At 66.8% G+C, this 19,535-nt stretch carries 20 protein-coding genes; 3 read left to right on the forward strand and 17 right to left on the reverse strand.

Annotated features, from left to right (window positions below):
* Nucleotides 1-3: 3 nt before the first annotated feature.
* The 11 genes from ACTVZP_RS04925 to ACTVZP_RS04975 all read right to left on the reverse strand — a co-directional run bounded on the left by ACTVZP_RS04925 (nt 4) and on the right by ACTVZP_RS04975 (nt 9,995).
* Complete coding sequence (locus ACTVZP_RS04925; protein ID WP_443210985.1) at nt 4-840, reverse strand: YihY/virulence factor BrkB family protein; 837 nt, start codon at nt 838-840, stop codon at nt 4-6.
* A 73-nt stretch (nt 841-913) separates the two neighbouring features.
* Entirely contained in the window at nt 914-1,147 is a 234-nt protein-coding gene (locus ACTVZP_RS04930; RefSeq protein ID WP_443210986.1) for a hypothetical protein, read from the reverse strand.
* A gap of 83 nt (nt 1,148-1,230) precedes the next feature.
* Nucleotides 1,231-1,914: a YjbF family lipoprotein gene (locus ACTVZP_RS04935; protein WP_443210987.1), complete on the reverse strand. Its 684-nt coding sequence runs from the start codon at nt 1,912-1,914 to the stop codon at nt 1,231-1,233.
* Nucleotides 1,893-4,061 (reverse strand): YjbH domain-containing protein, encoded by a 2,169-nt coding sequence (locus ACTVZP_RS04940; RefSeq protein WP_443210988.1) that lies wholly within the window; start codon nt 4,059-4,061, stop codon nt 1,893-1,895. The genes ACTVZP_RS04935 and ACTVZP_RS04940 overlap by 22 nt, the downstream gene beginning before the upstream one ends.
* Nucleotides 4,062-4,147: 86 nt before the next feature.
* Nucleotides 4,148-6,034 (reverse strand): polysaccharide biosynthesis protein, encoded by a 1,887-nt coding sequence (locus tag ACTVZP_RS04945; protein ID WP_443210989.1) that lies wholly within the window; start codon nt 6,032-6,034, stop codon nt 4,148-4,150.
* 145 nt (nt 6,035-6,179) lie between these two features.
* Entirely contained in the window at nt 6,180-6,824 is a 645-nt protein-coding gene (locus ACTVZP_RS04950; RefSeq protein WP_443210990.1) for a sugar transferase, read from the reverse strand.
* A 22-nt stretch (nt 6,825-6,846) separates the two neighbouring features.
* A complete protein-coding gene (locus tag ACTVZP_RS04955) occupies nt 6,847-7,698 on the reverse strand; it encodes an NAD-dependent epimerase/dehydratase family protein (RefSeq protein WP_443210991.1) in 852 nt (283 codons plus the stop codon).
* A complete protein-coding gene (locus ACTVZP_RS04960; RefSeq protein WP_443210992.1) occupies nt 7,698-8,141 on the reverse strand; it encodes a MarR family winged helix-turn-helix transcriptional regulator in 444 nt (147 codons plus the stop codon). The genes ACTVZP_RS04955 and ACTVZP_RS04960 overlap by 1 nt, the downstream gene beginning before the upstream one ends.
* A complete protein-coding gene (locus ACTVZP_RS04965; RefSeq protein ID WP_443210993.1) occupies nt 8,141-8,971 on the reverse strand; it encodes a carbon-nitrogen hydrolase family protein in 831 nt (276 codons plus the stop codon). The genes ACTVZP_RS04960 and ACTVZP_RS04965 overlap by 1 nt, the downstream gene beginning before the upstream one ends.
* 5 nt (nt 8,972-8,976) lie before the next feature.
* Complete coding sequence (grxC, locus tag ACTVZP_RS04970; protein WP_443210994.1) at nt 8,977-9,234, reverse strand: glutaredoxin 3; 258 nt, start codon at nt 9,232-9,234, stop codon at nt 8,977-8,979.
* Between the two features lie 35 nt (nt 9,235-9,269).
* Nucleotides 9,270-9,995, reverse strand: a complete 726-nt coding sequence (locus ACTVZP_RS04975; RefSeq protein ID WP_443210995.1) for a double zinc ribbon domain-containing protein — start codon at nt 9,993-9,995, stop codon at nt 9,270-9,272.
* A 32-nt stretch (nt 9,996-10,027) separates the two neighbouring features.
* On the opposite strand from ACTVZP_RS04975, the gene ACTVZP_RS04980 reads away from it, so the two are divergent.
* Both ACTVZP_RS04980 and hemH read left to right on the forward strand, forming a co-directional pair.
* The gene (locus tag ACTVZP_RS04980; RefSeq protein ID WP_443210996.1) at nt 10,028-10,846 is read left to right on the forward strand and encodes a methyltransferase domain-containing protein; all 819 of its coding nucleotides are present in this window, start codon (nt 10,028-10,030) and stop codon (nt 10,844-10,846) included.
* A gap of 37 nt (nt 10,847-10,883) precedes the next feature.
* Complete coding sequence (hemH, locus tag ACTVZP_RS04985; RefSeq protein WP_443210997.1) at nt 10,884-12,017, forward strand: ferrochelatase; 1,134 nt, start codon at nt 10,884-10,886, stop codon at nt 12,015-12,017.
* 195 nt (nt 12,018-12,212) lie between these two features.
* Here the strand turns inward: hemH and ACTVZP_RS04990 are convergent, their stop codons facing one another.
* Nucleotides 12,213-12,389, reverse strand: coding sequence for a hypothetical protein (locus ACTVZP_RS04990; protein WP_044248320.1), 177 nt, complete (start codon nt 12,387-12,389; stop codon nt 12,213-12,215).
* Between the two features lie 148 nt (nt 12,390-12,537).
* A complete protein-coding gene (locus tag ACTVZP_RS04995; RefSeq protein ID WP_443210999.1) occupies nt 12,538-13,140 on the reverse strand; it encodes a L,D-transpeptidase in 603 nt (200 codons plus the stop codon).
* A gap of 179 nt (nt 13,141-13,319) precedes the next feature.
* Between ACTVZP_RS04995 and dalA the strand changes: the two genes are divergently transcribed.
* Nucleotides 13,320-13,862 (forward strand): divisome-associated lipoprotein DalA, encoded by a 543-nt coding sequence (gene dalA / locus ACTVZP_RS05000; protein WP_443211000.1) that lies wholly within the window; start codon nt 13,320-13,322, stop codon nt 13,860-13,862.
* A gap of 51 nt (nt 13,863-13,913) precedes the next feature.
* Here the strand turns inward: dalA and ACTVZP_RS05005 are convergent, their stop codons facing one another.
* The 4 genes from ACTVZP_RS05005 to ACTVZP_RS05020 all read right to left on the reverse strand — a co-directional run bounded on the left by ACTVZP_RS05005 (nt 13,914) and on the right by ACTVZP_RS05020 (nt 19,479).
* Entirely contained in the window at nt 13,914-14,408 is a 495-nt protein-coding gene (locus ACTVZP_RS05005) for a L,D-transpeptidase family protein (RefSeq protein WP_443211001.1), read from the reverse strand.
* A 174-nt stretch (nt 14,409-14,582) separates the two neighbouring features.
* Nucleotides 14,583-15,797: a class I SAM-dependent RNA methyltransferase gene (locus ACTVZP_RS05010; RefSeq protein WP_443211002.1), complete on the reverse strand. Its 1,215-nt coding sequence runs from the start codon at nt 15,795-15,797 to the stop codon at nt 14,583-14,585.
* On the reverse strand, nt 15,794-17,638 hold the full coding sequence (locus tag ACTVZP_RS05015) for an ABC transporter ATP-binding protein (protein WP_443211003.1): 1,845 nt from the start codon (nt 17,636-17,638) through the stop codon (nt 15,794-15,796). Before ACTVZP_RS05015 ends, ACTVZP_RS05010 begins: the two co-directional genes overlap by 4 nt.
* Nucleotides 17,635-19,479, reverse strand: coding sequence for an ABC transporter ATP-binding protein (locus ACTVZP_RS05020; protein WP_443211004.1), 1,845 nt, complete (start codon nt 19,477-19,479; stop codon nt 17,635-17,637). The genes ACTVZP_RS05015 and ACTVZP_RS05020 overlap by 4 nt, the downstream gene beginning before the upstream one ends.
* Nucleotides 19,480-19,535 lie beyond the last annotated feature (56 nt).

Below are 19,535 nucleotides of genomic sequence, written 5' to 3' on the forward strand. Positions count from 1 at the left end.
TCCCTAGTGCGGTGCTGCGCGGACGGCATCGACCGCCGCTCCGAGCAGAACCGCGAAGGCGCTGAGGTAGAGCCAGACAAGAAGCGCCACGACGGCACCGATCGAGCCGTAGACTTCGTTGTAGTTTGCGAAGTTCGCCAGATAGAACACCAGCGCGCGCGAGGCGATCGCCCAGAGCGCGACGGCCACCAGCAGTCCCCAGGTGATGATCGGCTTCGGGCTGCCCTTCGGCCTGTTCGGTCCCAGCCTGTAGACGAGAGCGACGCCGAAGATCACGACCAGCATGCCGACCGCGACATTGGCAAGCTCCAGGATCTTCTGGTCGGCATCGCCGAGCGGGATGATATTGAGCACGAGCGGAGCCACGACCGAGAGCAGCATGGCGACCAGACCCACCCCCACAAGCGTCAGCGTGAGCACGATGGCCCGGACGATGTGCCAGGGGCCCATGCGGTTCGGAAGACGGTGAGTCGCGTTCAGCCCGCGGATGAGCGCCGCAACACCCGCGCGTGCAGACCAGATGGCGGCCCCGGTGGTGAAGAGGCTTGCCCAGCCGAGATGCCGGCTGTTGGCCGCCAGAAGCGCCTCGACCTGGGCGCGGAAGAGACCGTAGGCCTGCTCGGGCAGGAAATCGGCAGCGAGGTCGATCTGGGCGCGGATCACGCCGGGGTCGGACGCCCAGCCCCAGATCGCGATCAGCGCCGCCACGGCGGGGAAGATCGCAAGGAAGCCGTAGAAGGCGATGCCGGCCGCGGCCAGATTGAGATCGGCAGAATCGATCCTGTCGTAGAGCCGCACCAGCAGCCGCCACCGCGCTCGCCAGAAGCCTTCCGCGCCCACGCATCACCCATGCTGGAATGAAGAAGGCCCGCGGATTTCGCGGGCCTTCGAACTGTTCCGAGGCTGTCCGAGATTACTCGGAGTCGGTGGTGTCGTCGTCGTCGTCGTTGTCCGAAGCGATCAGCGCGATGATCGCGGCAGCGCCGAGCGCCGGCAGGAGCAGGCCGCCCATGCTGCCGGTTTCTTCGGCGGCAACAACCGCCACCGGCTCGGCTTCGTCAACCACGACCACCGGGCCGCCGGCGAAGGCCGCCATGGCCGAGGACACGAGCGCCGTCGATGCGACGAGAGCAGTCAGTTTCTTCATTTGCGTTCTCCAAGTATAATGGCCGCTTGATAACCTGATACCATAGGGGCAACTACCAGAAAAGTCCGAACATTGGGTTTCGGTCAATCGATCGCCCGGCTGATTTTGAGTTTGCCAAGCGTCTGATCGAAAGTTTGCCGACTTTGCCGGATGAAGCCTGCATTATCGACCCAATACTCGTTGGTAAACTGCCCCGTAGCGCCTTCACATTGCTCCAACACGTGGCGCGTCGGATAGTTTCGTTGGACGATGGTGATAGTTTTGGCGCCGTCCGTTGCGAGAGTGCAACGGAATTCCCGGCGCACTGTCTGATCCAGGCCGTCGATCTGGTAATGGACGCGCTGGTAACTGCCCGTTCCGGAGGCGATCCGAGAAGCGGACGGGACCTCGGCCGACATGAGATCCGGGCCGAGGCCACGCGTCGACACCAGCACTCCATCCCGGAGCCCGATGGTCCGCTCGTCGGTCGAGGACCAGGTGACGACCCCGCCATTCGTCTGGAACGGCACCATGAGCGCCCAGGCGCTCGTGCCTTCGACCTCGACGACCGAGAGAGGCTGCGTCACCCGCGAGATCTTGGCCCGGGTCAGGCCGGCCGCGCCACTGCTCTCCTGGCCACTTCTGGCCGTCATGGCGGAAAAAGCCTGCTTGAAGTAGGTGGCCGTGCCCCGGGTGTCCTCCTGCGAGCCGCAAGCGGTCATCAGGGCGAACGCGGCGACAAGACCGGCTCGGATCGCGTGCCGCATCACTTCCAGAATCTCCCCCATTGGTCGTCGAGTTCCTGCGCATGGTAGTGCCGCACGGTCTCGTAGAGCCTGCCCTCGACATTGACGCGCGATCCGCCGTCCCTAGACACGGGACGGATCGTGGCGCCCGTGGTTTCCCGGGTCGGCTGGCCGAGAAGGACGGTGAGCGGGATGTTCACGCGGATCCCCTTGTCGAACGAGCCTTCGCCGAACTCTTCCGCCGACGCATCCGTCAGGGTCGCGAAGGCGCCGACCTTCCATCCGTTCTCGAACTCGCGGTCGAGAGAGAGCGTCGCGCCGTAGTCGCCCGCGAGATAGCGGCCCACATCCACCTGCCCGATGAACTGGTTGCCGAGATCGTAATAGACCGAGGCATGGCCGGTCACGATGTCATAGGCCTCGTCCCCCGACAGGAAGCCGAAGCCCTGATCGAATTCGCGCTTCTTGACGTAGTTGACCTCTGCACCGAGGGCGAGACGGCTGTTGACGGGCTTCCAGAGAAGCTCGCCGGACGCACCGCCATACATCCGCTCGAGGTATCCGATCGTCACGCGGCTGTAGAGATTTTCTGCCGGACGGGCGTACCAGGCCCCCGTCAGGCTGTCGATCATGGTCTTGCCTTCCTGGCTGTAGAGGTAGTTGTCGGTCCGCACGCGGGGCAGGCCCGACTCTGACCGATCCTGCCCGTCGATGTTGCCCGCCAGCTTCTGGCTGACCGAGCCGGACAGCAGGAAGCCCGGAGCGACTTCGTACTGTCCGCGCAGGCGAAGGCCGAAGTCCGCCCGCACGGGCTCTTCCGGGTCGAAGAGGCTGGTGCGGATGAAGGGGGCGAGCGACCAGTTGAAGCTCGGGTAGCGCTTCGGATCGAAGGAGAGGCCCGCGATCGGCGGTCCCGCCTCGCCGACCGTCACGCGCTGGCGAATCCGGCCCGCGGCGTCGGCCGAGAACTCGAGCCGTTCGAGGTCAGAGCGACGGACCGTCACCGTGGAGAGCGGCACGCCGTTCACGACCGGCACGATCTCGAAGGTTTCGACCGAGGCGGGGAGCGAGTAGGCCATGGCCCGGGCCGTGCGGCCGACCGCCTGCGCCTCGGCGTCGTAGCGCACGTTGCGGATGCGGATCTGCGCGGTCCGCCCGTCGGAGCCGAAGGCCTCGATCAGCACGCCATCCTTGTCGAGCTGCTTCTGCATGTTCTTGCGCAGCAGGCTTGTCGCGTCGGCCTGCGTCACCCATTCCGGCGACCACGCATCCGGGTCCGAGGCAAGCGACGGACGCGGCCGGATCGGCGTCGGCGCGCGATCGACGAGACCCGTCGTCGTGCGCTCCCGTGGGTTCAACACGAAGTGCAGTCCAAGACCGAGTTCGCTGCCGTACATGTAGTAGGCGCCGACCTGGACGCCATGCGAGACTTCGTATTCCGCGCCGAAGTTGAACGGGCTGCTGCGCTCGAAGACCTGCCGGTCCTCGGCCTCCTCCTCGTAGTCATCGGAGGAGTATTCCATCTTCAGGCTGAGCTTGTCGGTCGGCTGCCACTCGACACCCGCAAATCCGGCCATGTCGCCACGGAACCACTGGTCCGCGTTGACCTCGCCACCCTCGCTTTCCTCGGGATTGTAGGACGGGCGGGTGCCGAAGCCGCCGAAGCTTCCATAGCTTCCGAGTCGGCCCCAGCCGACGCCTGCAGTGACCTTCAGGCTCGGTGTCAGGTGCCTGGTCGCGGCGACATATTCGGCGCTCTGGATGCCGGTGCCGACGAAATCCTGCAGGCCGATGGTGACGGAAGGCATGTAGCGCCCTTCGTCGAAGGCCCGGAACCGCAGGTCGAAGCTGCGGTCATAATAAGTATCGAACCTGTTGACGCCCGTGCGATTCTCTTCGGGGATCGCCGCGTTCCAGTCTCCGATTCCCTGATAGCGGAAGCTCGCGGACAGGCGCGGCGTGATCTGGAAGGTGAGGGTCGTGCGGGTGATCCCGCCGAAGCTCGTCACGCTGGTGTTGAAGATTCCGTCGGGCTGCGCCTCGCCCGAGGGCATGTCGATCAGGCCGGTCGCTCCGTAAAAGTTGAACGTCGGACGGGTCTCGGACAGAACCGGAGCCGTCGCCACCAAGGCTACGCAGGACGCGCCCGCAAGAAGGCCGCGCCGACGCGCGAATTTAGGCAGTGCCATGGTCACCTCGTTCGTTGCGCGCAGTCTAGGCAGGCTGACAATCCTGAACAACGCCAATCGGCAGCATTCTGGCCAAGCCTTGCCGGCTATCGCTTCGTGGCAACGGTTTCCGGAGGACGGTATCCTTCGACCCACGACAGGATCACGCGCCGCGCCGCCTGCGCATCGCCGGTCGCCATGGCGCTGCGCAATGCCCTCAGCGCCGTCGCCATTTCCAGTTCCGAGAGGCTCTCTTCCTGCGCGCGCAGGATCTTCGCATGGGGCGTGGTCAGCAGTCCTTCGCCGATCAGCAGCTCCTCGTGCAGTTTTTCGCCCGGTCGCAGCCCCGTCACGACGATCTCGATGTCGCCGAAGGGGTTGCGCGCATCACGCACGGACCGACCGGCGGCCTCGATCATCTGCACGGCCAGATCGCGGATGCGCACCGGCTTGCCCATATCGAGCACGAACACGTCGCCGCCCCGGCTTTCAGCCTGATGCGCGAATGATCCCGCCAGAAGAACCAGACGAGCCGCTTCCGAGATGGTCATGAAGAAACGGGTGACGTCCTCATGCGTCAGGGTGACGGGGCCACCCTTGGCGATCTGCTCCTTGAAGAGCGGGATGACCGATCCTGACGATCCCAGCACGTTTCCGAACCGGACCATCGAGAAGATCGTGCCGCGCGAGCGCTTGGCCAGATCCTGGATCACCAGTTCCGCAAGCCGTTTCGAGGCGCCCATGACGTTTGTCGGGCGCACGGCCTTGTCGGTGGAGATCAGGATGAACCGCGAGACACCCGCCTCGTGGGCGGCATCGGCCAGCGTTCGCGTGCCCAGGACGTTGTTCGCAAGGCCCGCAATCGGGTTATGCTCGACGAGCGGGACGTGCTTGTAGGCTGCGGCGTGGAAGACGACCTCGACGCCGTGGTCCTGCATCACCATCCGCGAAAGCCGCGAATCCGTCACCGAGCCCAGGACGGGCACGATCTCGACCCCCGTCCCCTCGGCCATGGCCCGCAGTTCGCGGTCGATGTTGTAAAGGGCGAATTCGCTGATTTCGAACATCACGATGCGCCGCGGTCGGATCAGGAGAAGTTGCCGGCACAGTTCCGAGCCGACGGAACCGCCCGCGCCCGACACCATGACCGATCTCCCGACATAGGCATCGGCCCCCTGCGGCAGGGCATCCTCGATCTGCTGGCGCCCGAGGAAGCGGCCGAAGGTGAAGGGGGACAGGTTGTCGACAAGCTTCTCCTCGCCCACGAGCTGGGCGAACGACGGCACGGTGTGCACGTCCACCCCGGCAAGCTGCAGGCGCTGCGCGATGCGCGAGAGCTTCGCAGGAGACTCGGACGGCATAGCCAGCAGGACACGTGCCACGTCCCGCTCCTTCACGAGACGCTCGACCCGGTCGGACGCGTAGACCCGCAGGCCGGCAATCAGCATCCCGTGCAGCGCGGGGTTATCGTCGACAAAGGCAATCGGCCGGATGGTTCCGCGCGACCGAAGCGCGGCGGCAAGCTGCATGCCCGTGTTGCCCGCCCCGTAGATGACGACGCGGCACCCCTTCTGGTCGACCTGCAGCACCCAGAGCAGGGCGTGGAGCATCGCCATGCGCGCAGCGACCGCCAGCATGAAGAAGAGCAGGCCGAACAGGATCGCCGCGGCGGCCGGCACGTGCATGCCGATGATCGTGGCGAGCAGCGCGAGCGCCATCGTGAGGATCGACGCGAACGCGCCCGTCTTCAGGATCGCAAGGGATTCGTATGCGTTGAGCTTGATGCGCGGCATCCCGAGGATCAGCGAGATCCCGAATGCAAAGGCGGCGGCAGCGGGAAACAGCACCCATTCATGCTCTGCGCCGTAACCACGGATGAACGCCCCGGTGACCAGCAGCGCCAGCGGTGCCACGAGCACGTCGGCCAGAAGCAAAAGACCGCGTTTCTGACCTCTGGTCAGTCGGTCCACCAGACCGAAAAGGAGTTTCTTCACTTGGATTGTCCTGCCCTCTTGTCGCCGCGGTTGTTTTCGACCGTTCGCCGTCACCGAGACCGACATCGTTTTCTGCCCAAGAAAACTCCGAATTCATATGGGGCTAGCCTAGACGAGGGCCAGAATCACCTCAAGCTCGGCAGCACTATCTGCTGCGACGATTTGCGAAAGGTTGCCTATTGCGCCACAGTAGGACGCGTCCAACGGTCCGCCCCATCAGCGCCAGGTCGAGGCAAAGCGTCCGCTTCTCCTGATAAATGAGGTCCAGCTTCGCCTTTCGAGGTATGCACCGACGGCTGTAGACCGCATCTGTCTCCGCGGGCGTGCGACAGGCGGCCAGCAGGCGTTCCTCGTGACGATGAAAATGCAGGCTTGCAAGCCCCGTGATGCCGGGGCGGCTCTTCAGGACGTCCGCGTAGATCTCCGGGTGGCGTTCGACGTAGAGGCGAAGCGGCGGGCGAGGCCCAACAAAGCTCATGTCGCCGCGCAGCACGTTCCAGAGCTGCGGAACCTCGTCGAGCCGCGTGCGGCGCAGGAAGCGCCCGGTGCGCGTCACCCTGTCCTTCTTGTCGCCGCCCGAGACGCCTGCGTTCTGCGATGCAGGCCGCATCGTCCGCAGCTTCCACAGATCGAAGCCTTCGGTCGGGGTCTTCATGCGCTCGGCGACGTAGAAGAGCGGCCGGCCTTCGATAACCCGCAGGACCAGCAGCAGAAGCAGGAACGGCAGCGCCAGCAGGAGAACGAGGATCAGCGCGACAACCAGATCGAGGAGGCGCTTCGCGGGCGTCATCGCGGGAAACTTTCCGTCGGGATCATTGCAGGCGTCTCCATTCCGAGACGAGCCGGGTGGCGCTGCCGCCGTCTTCGGGCAGATCGCAGATCGCGGCGAGACGGTCCAGAGCCATTCCGACGCGCGGCACCACACCTTCCCGCGGCGGCCCCCAGCGCCATGCGAGGCCCGACGCCTCCAGCAGGTCGGCCATGTCCACCGCAGGAGGAACGCCCAGATTGAGAATGCCCGGAAGCGCTTCACCCTCTGCCGCGAGGCGCGAGAGGCTCGCCAGAACCGCAGCGAGCGTCACGGGGCCGATGTAGCTGCGCACCGGCCCTCTTGCTCCGGGCACCGGATCCAGCACGATGTCGGCACCGGGCGCACGAGCCTGCCCGAGCAGCGCATCCGCCCCCGCCACGTTGCCAAGGCGCAGGATGGTGAGCTTCGGCCGCTGCGGCCCCGACCAATCGAGTGCAGCCCGTTCCATCGAGAGCTTCGCCGCGCCATAGGCATTGTCGGGCCGGGGCTCGTCCTCTTCCGCAAGATCGTCGGAGCGGGTCGAGCCATAGACGGCGCCGGAGGAGAGAAGGAACACATGGCGGGCCCCGGTCGCCTCGGCTGCGCGGCACCCCGCAAGTCCGAGTGCGACGTTATCCTCGAGCCGCCCGCTGCGGTCGGTAACGCCGGCGAGGGTCAGCACGACATCTGCCGCAGTCTCGGGTTCTGCCCCTCCCAGCATGTCCCAGACGAGTTCCGGTTGCGTCTCGCCGCTGACGCCCGCCGTCCGTCGGTGCCAGACCGGCTGGAGACCCTCCGGCGGCACCTCCCACGCCCGGCGGAGGAAGCGGCCGATCCGCCCGGTCGAGCCGAGAACGAGGACGCGGGCGGCCATCAGTCCTCTTCCTCGAACCTCGTGCGCATCTCGCGCAGGACCGGCAGCACCGCACGCACCCGCTCGGCGCCCAGCGACTGGACGACATCGGCGATGAGCGGCGCGATGGCCGCCACGGCCGCGTCGCGCGCCTTCCGGCCCGAGGGGCTGATCGAGACGAACTTGCGCCGGGCATCGTCCCAGTCGGGACGGATATGCACGTGCCCCGCCCATTCCAGTTTCGCCAGCGTGTTGGTCATGGCGCCGCGCGTGACGTGGAAGGCGCGCGCGAGTTGCGCCGGCGTCCGCTCTTCCGCGGCGCGCGCCAGATGGTTCAGCACGCCGAAATGCGACAGCTCCATGCCCTTGGGCAGGACCTTGGACAGGCGGTTCCGGGCCAGCTGGTCGGCCATGAACAGCTCTCCGAACAACGCCACCGCAAGCTCATCCGTCCTCTCCGACATCAGGTGCCCGCGAAGGGGCGGTCGTGATCGAGCGACGGCACGCGATGGCGTGCGCGTCCGACCTCGGCAAGGTCGAGGTCCACGAGCGTCACGCCGGGTGCGGTTCCCGCATCGGCAAGGACCTCTCCCCATGGCGCGATGGCGAGGCTGTGCCCATGCGTGCGCCGGCCCTTGCCATGCGCCTCGGCATGGAAGCCGGTCTGCGCGGGGGCGAGGACGAAGCAGCCGGTCTCGATCGCCCGCGCGCGGAGCAGGATCTCCCAATGCGCGGCGCCGGTCACATGGTTGAAGGCCGCGGGAACCGTCAGGATCTCTGCCCCTGCCTGTGCAAGCCGACGGTAGAGATGGGGAAACCTGAGGTCGTAGCAGACCGTCATGCCGATTGCCGCAAGGTCGGTCCTTGCAACCACGGCCGTCTCACCTGGACGGTAGGCCGACGACTCCCGGTAGACCTCGGTCTCCGACACGTTGACGTCGAACATGTGGATCTTGTCGTAGCGCGCCTTCACACTCCCGTCCGGCGCAATCAGGAAGCTCCGGTTCGCAAAACGACCGTCGGCGTCATGCGTCAGCAACCCGAGGGAGCCGATCAGCAGCCATATTCCGGCGTCGGCCGCCGCCTCGCGCAGCGCCGCAAGCGTCGCGTCCTCTTCCTCATGCCGGAAGATGCGCCGCTGATGCTCGCGGCTGGACGAGAGGCAGCTCGTGCATTCGGGCGTGAGGACGAACCCGGCTCCGGCTTCGGCCGCCGCTCGCACATGGCCGAGCGTCACCGGAAGGTTCGCCTCCGGATCGTCGGTCACGTTGAGCTGGACGAGGGCCGCGCGCATCACCGTCAGTCCGCCAGCATCGGGTCGAGCTTGCCGGCCCCGTCGAGCGCATAAAGGTCGTCGCAGCCGCCGACATGCTGGCCGCCGATGAAGATCTGCGGCACCGTGCGCCGGCCGAAGGCGCGCTGGGTCATTGCCGCGCGCAGCGAGGGGTCTCGGCTGACATCGGTCTCGGCGTAGGTCACGCCCTTGCGCTGAAGCAGCGCCTTGGCCGCCTGGCAGTAGCCGCAGGTGGGCGTCGTGTAGATCTCGACGGACTTCATCGCGTTCCCTTCCAGTCGTGGGTGACTATAGGGATTTAGGCGTCCTTCGCAACGCGCGCCAGCACGGCTACCGAGACCTCGGTGGCGCCGGCGCCGTGACAGGCCTCGGTCGCCGCCGCGAGGGTCGCACCGGAGGTCATCACATCGTCCACCAGAAGCACCCGCCGCCCGCGCAACAGGCCGCCGCGCCTCGGGTGCGGGCGGATCGCCCCGGTCATGTTGTCGAACCTGCCCTCGCGGCTCCGCCCGTCCTGGCTGTGCGTGTTCCGCCCGCGCACCAGCGCATCGGGGCAGTGGTCGAGCTGCCCCTGCCGGGCCAATTCGGCCGAGAGCAGGGCGGACTGGTTGTAGCGACGCGCGAGAAGCCGGGTCCAGTAGAGCGGCACCGGCACGACGAGCGTCCCCGGTGTCAGGACAGGCCGGGCAGCCTTGAGCATCCATCCCGCCGCCGGCCGCACCAGGTCAAGCCGGTCTCCGTGTTTCAGCGCGAGGGCGAGCTTGCGGCCATTGTCGCGGTAGAGCATCGCTGCGCGGCCATGATCCCATGGACGTCCGAGCGCCAGGCAATCGTCGCAATGGGCAGCATGGTCGCCATCCTCTCCGGGCAAAGGCGTGCCGCAGAGGTCGCAGACGAGCGGGCCGGCGATGAAGGGCGTATCGCGCCAGCAACTCCCGCAGAGCCCGAAATCCGTCGTCACCAGCGTTCCGCACAGGAGGCATTGTGGCGGAAACAGCAGACGCAGCACGGCTTGCAATCCCATCCCGCCCCCCTTACCTCGCGGCGGAGGCCCCCATGACCCCCATCCTGACCGACCGCTCCGCACTCGACCGCCACCGGACTCGCGCCCGCCGTGCGCCCGAGCTTTTCCTTCACGAGGAGGCCGCCCTCGAGGTCGAGGAAAGACTGGGCGAGGTTAACAGACGGTTTACGGCGCCCGCCGTCATCACGCCCTTCCCCGAGGTGTGGCGGGATCGCCTTCAGGATGCGCGCGTCGTGCCCGACGACGAGCGCCTCGATCTTGGCGAGGCCGCCCATGACCTCGTGGTTCATGCGCTCGGCATGCATTGGGCGAACGATCCCGTCGGCCAGCTCGTGCAGTGCCGCCGGGCGCTTCGGCCGGACGGACTGTTCCTCGGGCTTCTCTTCGGCGGCCGGACCCTCTCCGAATTGCGGATCGCGCTGGCCGAGGCCGAGGCTGCCGTGACGGGCGGTCTTTCTCCCAGGATCGTGCCAATGGCCGAGATCCGTGACCTGGGCGGCCTTTTGCAGCGGGCAGGCCTTGCGCTTCCGGTGGCGGATTCCCTTCTTCGGGAAGTCCATTATCGCGACACGCTGCATCTGATGCGGGATCTTCGGGCCATGGGCGAGACGAACGCCCTTGACGCGCGGCTGCGCCGGCCGAGCCGCCGCGCGCTCTTCGCCGAGGCGGATGCGCGCTACCCCCGGCGCGTGGGCGACCGGATCGTAGCCAGCTTCGAGATCATCTGCCTGACCGGCTGGGCTCCGCACGAAAGCCAGCAGAAGCCGCTCCGCCCCGGCTCTGCGGAACAGAGCCTGGCCGATGCGCTCGAGAAGGCCCGGAGGGGCGGCACGGGCAAGGCCGATGGTTGACCGCGGTCCAGATGCCTATATGTGTCTCACGGACTGAATGTATGGAAGCGGAATGACGCCGATGCTGCAAGCCACGCCGGAGCAGGCGCGCAAACTGGGAGCCGAGGAGCCGATTCATCCCGGCGAAGGTCGGCTGGCCCATGCGCCCGCCGACCATCCGGAACTGCCGCAGCCGAAGATCGGCATCCTGCTTGCGAACCTCGGCACGCCGGACAACTACGACTACTGGTCGATGCGGCGCTACCTGAACGAGTTTCTCTCGGACAAGCGCGTGATCGACTACCCGGCGTGGAAGTGGCAGCCGCTGCTTCAGGTCCTGATCCTGTCGAAGCGACCCTTCTCCTCGGGCGCGAACTACAAGCTGATCTGGAACCACGAGAAAGGCGAAAGCCCTCTCATGACGATCACGAAGGACCAGACCGCGCGGATCGCGGACGAGCTGCGCGCGCTCCACGGCAACCGGGTGATCGTCGACTTCTGCATGCGCTACGGAAATCCCTCGACGGAGAGCCGCGTGCGCACGATGGTCGATGCGGGCTGCGAGAAGATCCTCTTCTTCCCGCTCTATCCCCATTATGCAGGCGCGACCTCCGCCACGGCCAACGACGAGTTCTTCCGCGCCATGATGAAGGAAAAGCGCCAGCCCGCCGTGCGGACGGTGCCGGAATACTACGAGCACCCGCTCTACATCGACGCGCTCGCCCGCTCGGTCGAGCGCGCCTATGCGGACCTCGATCATCGTCCGGACGTGCTGGTCGCCTCCTATCACGGCATGCCCCGCCGCTATCTCCTCGCTGGCGATCCCTATCACTGCCAGTGCGCCAAGACCTCGCGCCTTCTGCGCGAGCGGCTGGGATGGGCCAAGGATGCGATCGACACGACCTTCCAGTCGGTCTTCGGGCCGGAGGAGTGGCTGAAGCCCTACACGGTCGAGCATGTGGCGGAACTCGCCCGCAGCGGCCGGAAGCGTATTGCCGTCATCGCACCTGCCTTCTCGGCAGATTGCATCGAGACGCTGGAGGAGATCAACGGCGAGATCCGCGAGGCCTTCGAGGAGGCCGGTGGCGAGGAATTCACCTACATCCCCTGCCTGAACGACGATGAGGCGCACATCAAGGCGCTGGTCGCGGTGATCGAGGACAACCTCGCGGGCTGGATCAACCGGAGCTGAGGTCGCGCCCGCAAGCCTTGAGCCTTGAGCCTTGAGCCTTGAGCCTTGAGCCTTGAGCCTTGAGCCTTGAGCCTTGAGCCTTGAGCCTTGAGCCTTGAGCCTTGGTGCGGCCTCTTCGGGTGACCTGCAACGGCTTCGTCGAAAAGAAAGGGCGGCGAGTGTCCCCGCCGCCCTCAAGTCAGGATGTCGCGCTGATCAGTTGGCGGCGACGGCGGCCACGACCACCAGCAGCATCAGCGGAACCAGAATGCCGCCCGACGAAGCGGTTTCCGCTTCCACGACGGCCGGTTCCATGACCGGTTCGGCCATGCCGCCGGCGAAGGCGGAAGTGGCAGCGATCGAAAGGGCGGCGGCGAGCGCGAGTTTCTTCATGTGAGACCTCCAGATATGGCACCCGGTCCGAATACAGGTGAGGCGGCCGGATGCCCCCAAGACATTACCTCGTGATGCCGAGTAACCAGCATGCTTGGGGAAAAGCAATCGGGGTGCCTGAAGATCCCTTGACTGTTGCAGGCTTACGTCAAATCAGCAGCACCTGCGTCCCCACCTTGGCCAGGGGGAAGAGCTGCTGGATATGCTCGTTGTAGAGGCCGATGCACCCGTTGGACGATTTGCGGCCGATCTTGCGGGTGTCGTGGGTCCCATGGATTCGGTAGTAGGTCCACGAGAGGTAGAGCGCGTGCGTGCCGAGCGGGTTGTCCGGCGCACCGCCCTCGACCATTTCCGGCCATTCGGGGTTGCGCTCGCGCATCGCCGGCGTCGGCCGCCACGGCGGCGCCACCACCTTCTGCACCACCGAGGTCCGCCCGCGCCGCGTCAGGTCGTCCGACAGCGGAACCGACGTCGGGAAGAGCAGATAGGTCTGGCCGTCCTCGCTCCAGTAGTGCAGCGCCCGCGACGTGATGTCGACCAGGATCGCCCCGTTCCGCAGGTTCGAGAAGTAGGGCTGCCAGTCGAGCATCCGGAAGCTCGAGATGTTGTTTCTCACCGGGCTCTGGGCCGCGGGGATGATGCTCTCCGTCTCTTCCTGCGCACGCGCCGGCAGCGCCATGGCGCCAAGCCCCGCGGCGGCGCTCCACAAGAGCGTGCGACGGTCGAGCCTGTTCGATTGATCCGCACCCATTCCGCTCGTCTCCTTGATCTTGGTCCCGGAAATTTTCGGACCGCGGCATCCTATCGTCCCGCGCCATTGGCGACAATTCACGGCCTCGTCAACGGCGAACTCGCCTTCCGAGATGCGTTTGAACAAGCTGCGGCCTTTCTGTTATGAGAGCCGCAACATTCCTTTTGGGTGGATGACACATGAAGACTATCTCCGCGCTCGCCCTGTGTGGCGCCCTGGTCCTCTCGGCCTGCGCCTCGACGACCGAGGTCGCGCTGGGGCCGGACGGCAAGCCGCTGCCGCAGGTCTACAGGATCGGCCCGGGACAGGAGAGCGACATCACCTACCGGCTGCTCGACTCGGTGAACACGCTGCGGCAGGCGAAGGGCGCGGCCCCGCTCCGGCTCAACTCGCAGCTGACGGCCGCGGCGGCGACGCATTCGCGGGACATGTCGGTGCAGAACCGCCCGTGGCACTTCGGTTCCGACGGCTCGTCGCCGCTCGTCCGCGTCCAGCGCGCCGGCTACGCAGGCAAGCTGAAGGGCGAGCTCATTTCCGAAACCTACCAGACCGAGCTGGAGACGCTGGCCGCCTGGATGGAGCAGAAGGACACGCGCGAGATCGTGCTGGATCCGACGGCGACGGACCTCGGCTTCGCCTGGTACCAGGAGTCTCAGGGGAAGATCTGGTGGACGGTCGTCACCGGCACCGACCAGGGCCCGATGACGGTGGCGGGTCTCTGACCCGCCATCATGTCGGCCTTCGGCGGTCCCTTCCCGGGCCCGCCGCCTGCATCACGGCAGGATGTAGATCGGTGTGCCGAGCCGGAGCATCGAGTAGATCTCCTCGACTTCGTCATCCGTGACGGCGATACAGCCTGCCGTCCAGTCGCGCTTGTTCGGCCCGTTATACTTGCCGCGGCCGTGGATGAAGATGTCGCCTCCGGGCTTCTTGCCCTCGAGGAAGGCCATCTTCTGATCCGCAACGTTGGGATAGGAGATCCCGACCGACAGATGATAGGTCGAGCGCGGGTTCTGGCGGTCGATGAAATAGACGCCCTCGGGCGTGCGCCCGTCGCCCTCGTACTGCTTGTGGCCGACCGGCTTGAACCCGAGCCCGATATCGTACTGGCGCAGCACCTTCGCACCGCTCAGGAGATACATCTTCCGGTCCGCCTTGTGCACCTGCACGCTGGTGACCGGAGGCCCGTCATATTTGCGGATCTTGGAATCGCCGCAACCGGCAAGGCCGAGTGCGAGGACAATCAGGGTTATCTTCAGGATTTTCATGTTCACTGCCCGACATGTTTTTTGTTCTGAGATACCGGGAATCGGCCCGTCTCGCCAGAAGATCTTTGGGCAATGTGGTTAAGGCAGACTAAAAATTGATGCGGAGGCCGTCCCGCGCGGCGCTCGACGAGGCTCGCAGGTGCGTTCAGAAGACCATCAGCGTGCCGGCGTCCCTCACGCCGTCAGGCTGAGGCGCGCCACAAGTTCGACATGCGCGGACCAGCGGAACTGGTCAACCACCCGGACCCAGTCGAGACGGTAGCCGGCACCGACGAGCAGCTTCGCATCGCGCGCGAAAGTCACGGGATTGCAGGAGACGAAGGCAATCACCGGAACGCGCGCACGGGCGAGCGCCTCGCATTGCGCCTCCGCACCGGCCCGGGGCGGGTCGATCACGACGGCATCGCGCTTCTGGAGTTCCGCGGGTTCGAGTGGCCGGCGGAAGAGGTCGCGCGTCTCGACGGTCACCCGCTTCAGCCCGGCCGCCTGCCGCCAGCCACGGTCTAGCGCCGCCGTCATCGCGGCATCTCCCTCGACGGCATGGACTTCTGCCCGCTGCGCGAGCGGAAGCGAGAAGGTGCCGACGCCCGCGAAAAGCTCCGTCACCAGTCGCGCTTCGCCAATGGCATCGCCTACCGCCGCCACCAGCGAGGCCTCGCCCTCGGAGGTCGCCTGAAGGAAGGCCCCGGGCGGAGGAACGACACGCGCCGGTCCGAAGGCCTGCGCCGGCGGCACGCGCAGCGCGATCGTCTCGCCCTCCCATGTCAGCCGGGCAAGTCCCCGCTTTTCGGCAAGCTGTGCGAGGTCCGCCCGAAGCGCCGCATCCAGTTCCTTGCCACCGGTCACGGCCACATCCGGGCCACCGAGACTTCGGGTTACGGTCAGCGAGAGCTCGGCCGAGCGCGAGCCGCCGGCCTTCACCAGCGCCTCGAGCGCCGGAATCGCCGCCATCAGCTCGGGATGAAGCAGCTTGCACTCCGGGATCGCGATGATTGTTTCCGACTGACGCGCGTGGAATCCCACCAGCGCGCCGCCCTTCGTCCGCCGACCCGAGAGCGTCGCGCGACGGCGCGACGAGGGCGGCGAGATGGCCATCGGCCGGAAGGGCGCCTCGAGTCCCTGCCCCGCCAGCGCGGAGCGGACGGCCTCCTGCTTCCAGCCTGCGACGAAGCCGTCCGAGGCATGCTGCAGCAGGCAGCCGCCGCAGCTTCGGGCATGGGGGCAAGGCGGACGCACCCGGTCGGGCGAGGGCGTGAGGATGCGCGGCGCGGCGATCCGGCCCTGCATCACGTCGCCTTCGACCGTCTCGCCGGGCAAGGCACCGCTCACGAAGACCCCCTGGCCCATCGCATCGCCCAGATGGCCAAGCCTCTCGATGGTGACGATCACTCCGCGGCCTCTTCCTCGCACCCCATGAAGCCGCCGCTTTGCCGGTTCCAGTAGCGGGCGTAAAGGCCGTTCAGCGCGAGAAGCTCGTCATGGGTGCCCTCTTCGACCAGAAGGCCGCGGTCGAGCACGACGATCCGGTCCATCGCCGCGATGGTTGAAAGCCGGTGCGCGATCGCAAGCACGGTCTTGCCCTCCATCACGCGGGCCAGCGCCTCCTGGATCGAGGCCTCGACCTCGCTGTCGAGCGCCGAGGTGGCTTCGTCCAGCACGAGGATCGGTGCGTCCTTGAGGAACGCGCGCGCCAGCGCGATCCGCTGCCGCTGCCCGCCCGACAACTTGACCCCGCGCTCGCCCAGGAAGGCGTCATAGCCGTGGCGGCCGGAGTGGTCCGCCATGCTGACGATGAAGTCGTCGGCCTCCGCCGCGCGGGCGGCGGCGATCATCTCGTCCTCGGTCGCATCCGGGCGGCCATACATGATGTTGTCCCGCGCCGAGCGGTTGAACATCGCGGTTTCCTGCGTGACCATCGCGATCTGCCGGCGCAGGCTCTCCTGCGTGATACTGCGCAGGTCCTGCCCGTCAACCAGCACCCGCCCCTCCTCGGGGTCGTAGAGCCGGAGGAGCAGCGAGACGAGCGTGGATTTGCCGGCCCCCGAGGCGCCCACGATGCCGAGCTTCTCGCCCGGCCGCACGGTCAGGTCGAGCTCGCGGAGACCCCCGACGCCGCGCCCGTAGGCGAAACTCACACGGTCGAAGCGGATCTCTCCCTCGACCCGCGCAAGCATGGCGGCGCCCGGGCGGTCGGGCAGCGCGTGGGGCACCGAGAGGGTGCGCATCCCGTCCTCGACCTCGCCGACCGAGGTGTAGATCGACATCAGCGTGAAGCTCACCCAGCCCGACATCTGCGAGATGCGCATGGCGATGGCGCCCGCCGCAGCGATGGCACCCGCGGTGGCCTCGCCCCGTTGCCACAGAAGGAGCGTCCCCCCGATCAGCAGCACCGGCAAGAGCCCCGAGAGCGTCATCAGCGCAGAGCGGAACCAGGTCGAGATCACGCCGAACTCGAGCGAGCGCTCGCGGAAGCTCTCCATCGCCCGCAGCGCCACCTGATCCTCGAAGGCGGCATGGGCGAAGAGCTTTACCGTCTTGATGTTGGTGATCGTGTCCACCACCTGCCCCGAGACCATGGCGCGGGCCGAGGCGCGGGCGGCGGAATTCTCGCGCACCCTGGGCAGGTAATAGCGGATGAGGCCGAGGTAGGCCACGAGCCAGAGGCCCAGCGCCGCGGCAACCCGCCAGTCCACCGACAGGAGGTAGAGTGCCGATGCTACGACCGAGGCCAAAGCGAAGGCCACCGTGTTGATGATCTCGGTCACGGCGTCGGTGACGGCGCGGGCCGCCTGCATCTGCTTCTGCGCGATGCGGCCGGCGAAGTCGTTGTCGAAGAAGGTCACCGCCTGTCCCAATGTCCAGCGGTGAAGCCGGCTCAGCACCAGCGGCAGGACGTTAGGGCCGATGACGATGGCGTTAGAGGCCGAGGAGAGGCCGAACGAGAGCGGCCGCAGGAAGAGGTAGAAGGCAAGGAAGAGGGCGAGCAGCCCCACGTGCTCGGCAAAGAAGCCTGCGGGTCCCGAGGCCACGGCCGCGTCGATGACCCAGCCGATGATCATGGCCGACACGACTTCGAAAGTGCCGGCGAGCGCGGACAGGACCGCGGCCACCGAGAGCATCGGCCACGAACCGCGCAGGCACCAGCGCATGAAGGCGCCGAGCTTCTGCGGCGGCGGCCCTTCCGCCGGTCGGAAGGCGTCGATCAGGCTGCCGAGCCGGATAAGTCTCATTCCGCCGCGTCCTCGGTGCCGATGAAGCCGCCCGACTGCCGGGTCCAGAACCGGGCATAGAGCCCGCCCTTGGCCAGAAGTTCGCTGTGGCTTCCCGTCTCGGCGACGCGCCCCTCTTCGAGCACGACGATGCGGTCCATGGCTGCGATGGTCGAGAGCCGGTGGGCGATGGCAATGACCGTCTTGCCCTCCATCACCCGGTAGAGAGTCTCCTGGATGGCAGCCTCGACCTCGCTGTCCAGCGCCGAGGTGGCCTCGTCGAGGATGAGGATCGGCGCGTCCTTCAGCATGACGCGCGCGAGCCCGATCCGCTGGCGCTGACCGCCCGAGAGCTTCACGCCGCGCTCGCCCACATGGGCGTCGTAGCCGCGCCGGCCTTCGGGATCCTCGAGTGTCAGGATGAAGTCATGCGCCTCGGCCCGCTGCGCGGCGAGGATCATCTCCTCCTCGCTGGCATCCGGGCGGCCGTAGAGGATGTTGTCGCGCACCGACCGGTGCAGGAGGCTGGAATCCTGCTGCACCATGCCGATTGCGCGGCGCAGGCTTTCCTGCGTCACCTCGGTCACGTCCTGCCCGTCGATGCGGATCTGCCCGCGCTCGGGGTCGTAGAAGCGCAGCATGAGCTTCACGAGCGTGGATTTCCCCGCGCCCGAGCGGCCGACAATCCCCACCTTCTCGCCCGGCGCGATCGTCAGCGTCACCCGATCGAGCCCGCCCGAGCCGCGGCCGTAGTGATGCGAGACCTCCTCGAGGGCGATGCTGCCCGAGGTCAGCCGCAGCGGCCGCGCGCCGGAACGGTCCACGAGCCCGATGGGCTGGGCGATGGTCTCCATCCCCTCGGCCACCACGCCCAGCGCCTGCACGAGCGAACTCGTGGCCCACATGATCCAGTAGGTCATGTTGTTCAGTCGCAGCACCAGCGCCGTCGAGGCCGCCACGATGCCCACGCTCGCCTGCCCCTGATACCACAGCAGGATCGCCCAGCCCGTGACCGAGGTGATCAGCGCGCCGTTCAGGACCGTCAGCGCCACGTCCATCCGTGTGATGATCCGCATCTCGCGCTGGAAGGTGGTGCGGGCCGTCTCGATGGCCTCACGGGCATAGGACAGCTCGCGGTCGTGGTGGGCGAAGAGCTTCACCGAATGGATGTTGGTATAGGCGTCGACCACCCGGCCCGTGACGGCCGAGCGCGCGTCGGACGAAGCCTTGGCCGCCGGGCCGGCATGGCGGATCGTCCAGCGCACGAGAAGGGCATAGAGCGCGAACCACAGGATAAGCGGCAGCGTGAGCCGCGGGTCGGCATCCGCCAGCACGGCCACGGCGCCGATCACGGTGGTGATGGCGAAGGCGCCCGCGTCGAAGGTCTGGAAGACGGCATCGCCCGCCGCGGGCGGTGTCTGCATGATCCGGTTGGCAATCCGGCCGGCGAAATCGCTCTCGAACCAGCCGACGGGCTGGCGCAGGACGTGGTTGTGCGCGCGCCAGCGGATCAGAGTGCCGAAGTTCGGCAGGATCGTGTTGTGCAGAAGCGCCACGTCCACCCCGGCCACCAGCGGCCGGATCAACAGGATCGCCAGCGCCACCGCCACGATCTCCGTCCCGTGACTCGCCCAGACCTCCTGCGGCGCGCCCTCGGCCAGCAGGTCCACGAGGCGGCCCACATACCAGATCAGCAGCACCTCGACCGACGCATTCAGCACCGACATCAGGCCGGTGATCGCGAACACCTTCCGGAAGGGTTGCACATACTCCTTCAGGAACGGCCACAGGCGGCGCGGTGGCGTGTCGGTCCGGTCCCATGGCGCATAGGGATCGACCAGGTTCTCGAAGAAGCGGAACATCGGGGGCCTCGTGAATGCCGCCAAGATATAGACTTCTTCCCTGTGAAGGAAATGCG

The sequence above is a fragment of the Rhodobacter sp. NSM genome, assembly GCF_052244495.1.
Lineage (GTDB): Bacteria > Pseudomonadota > Alphaproteobacteria > Rhodobacterales > Rhodobacteraceae > Cereibacter_A.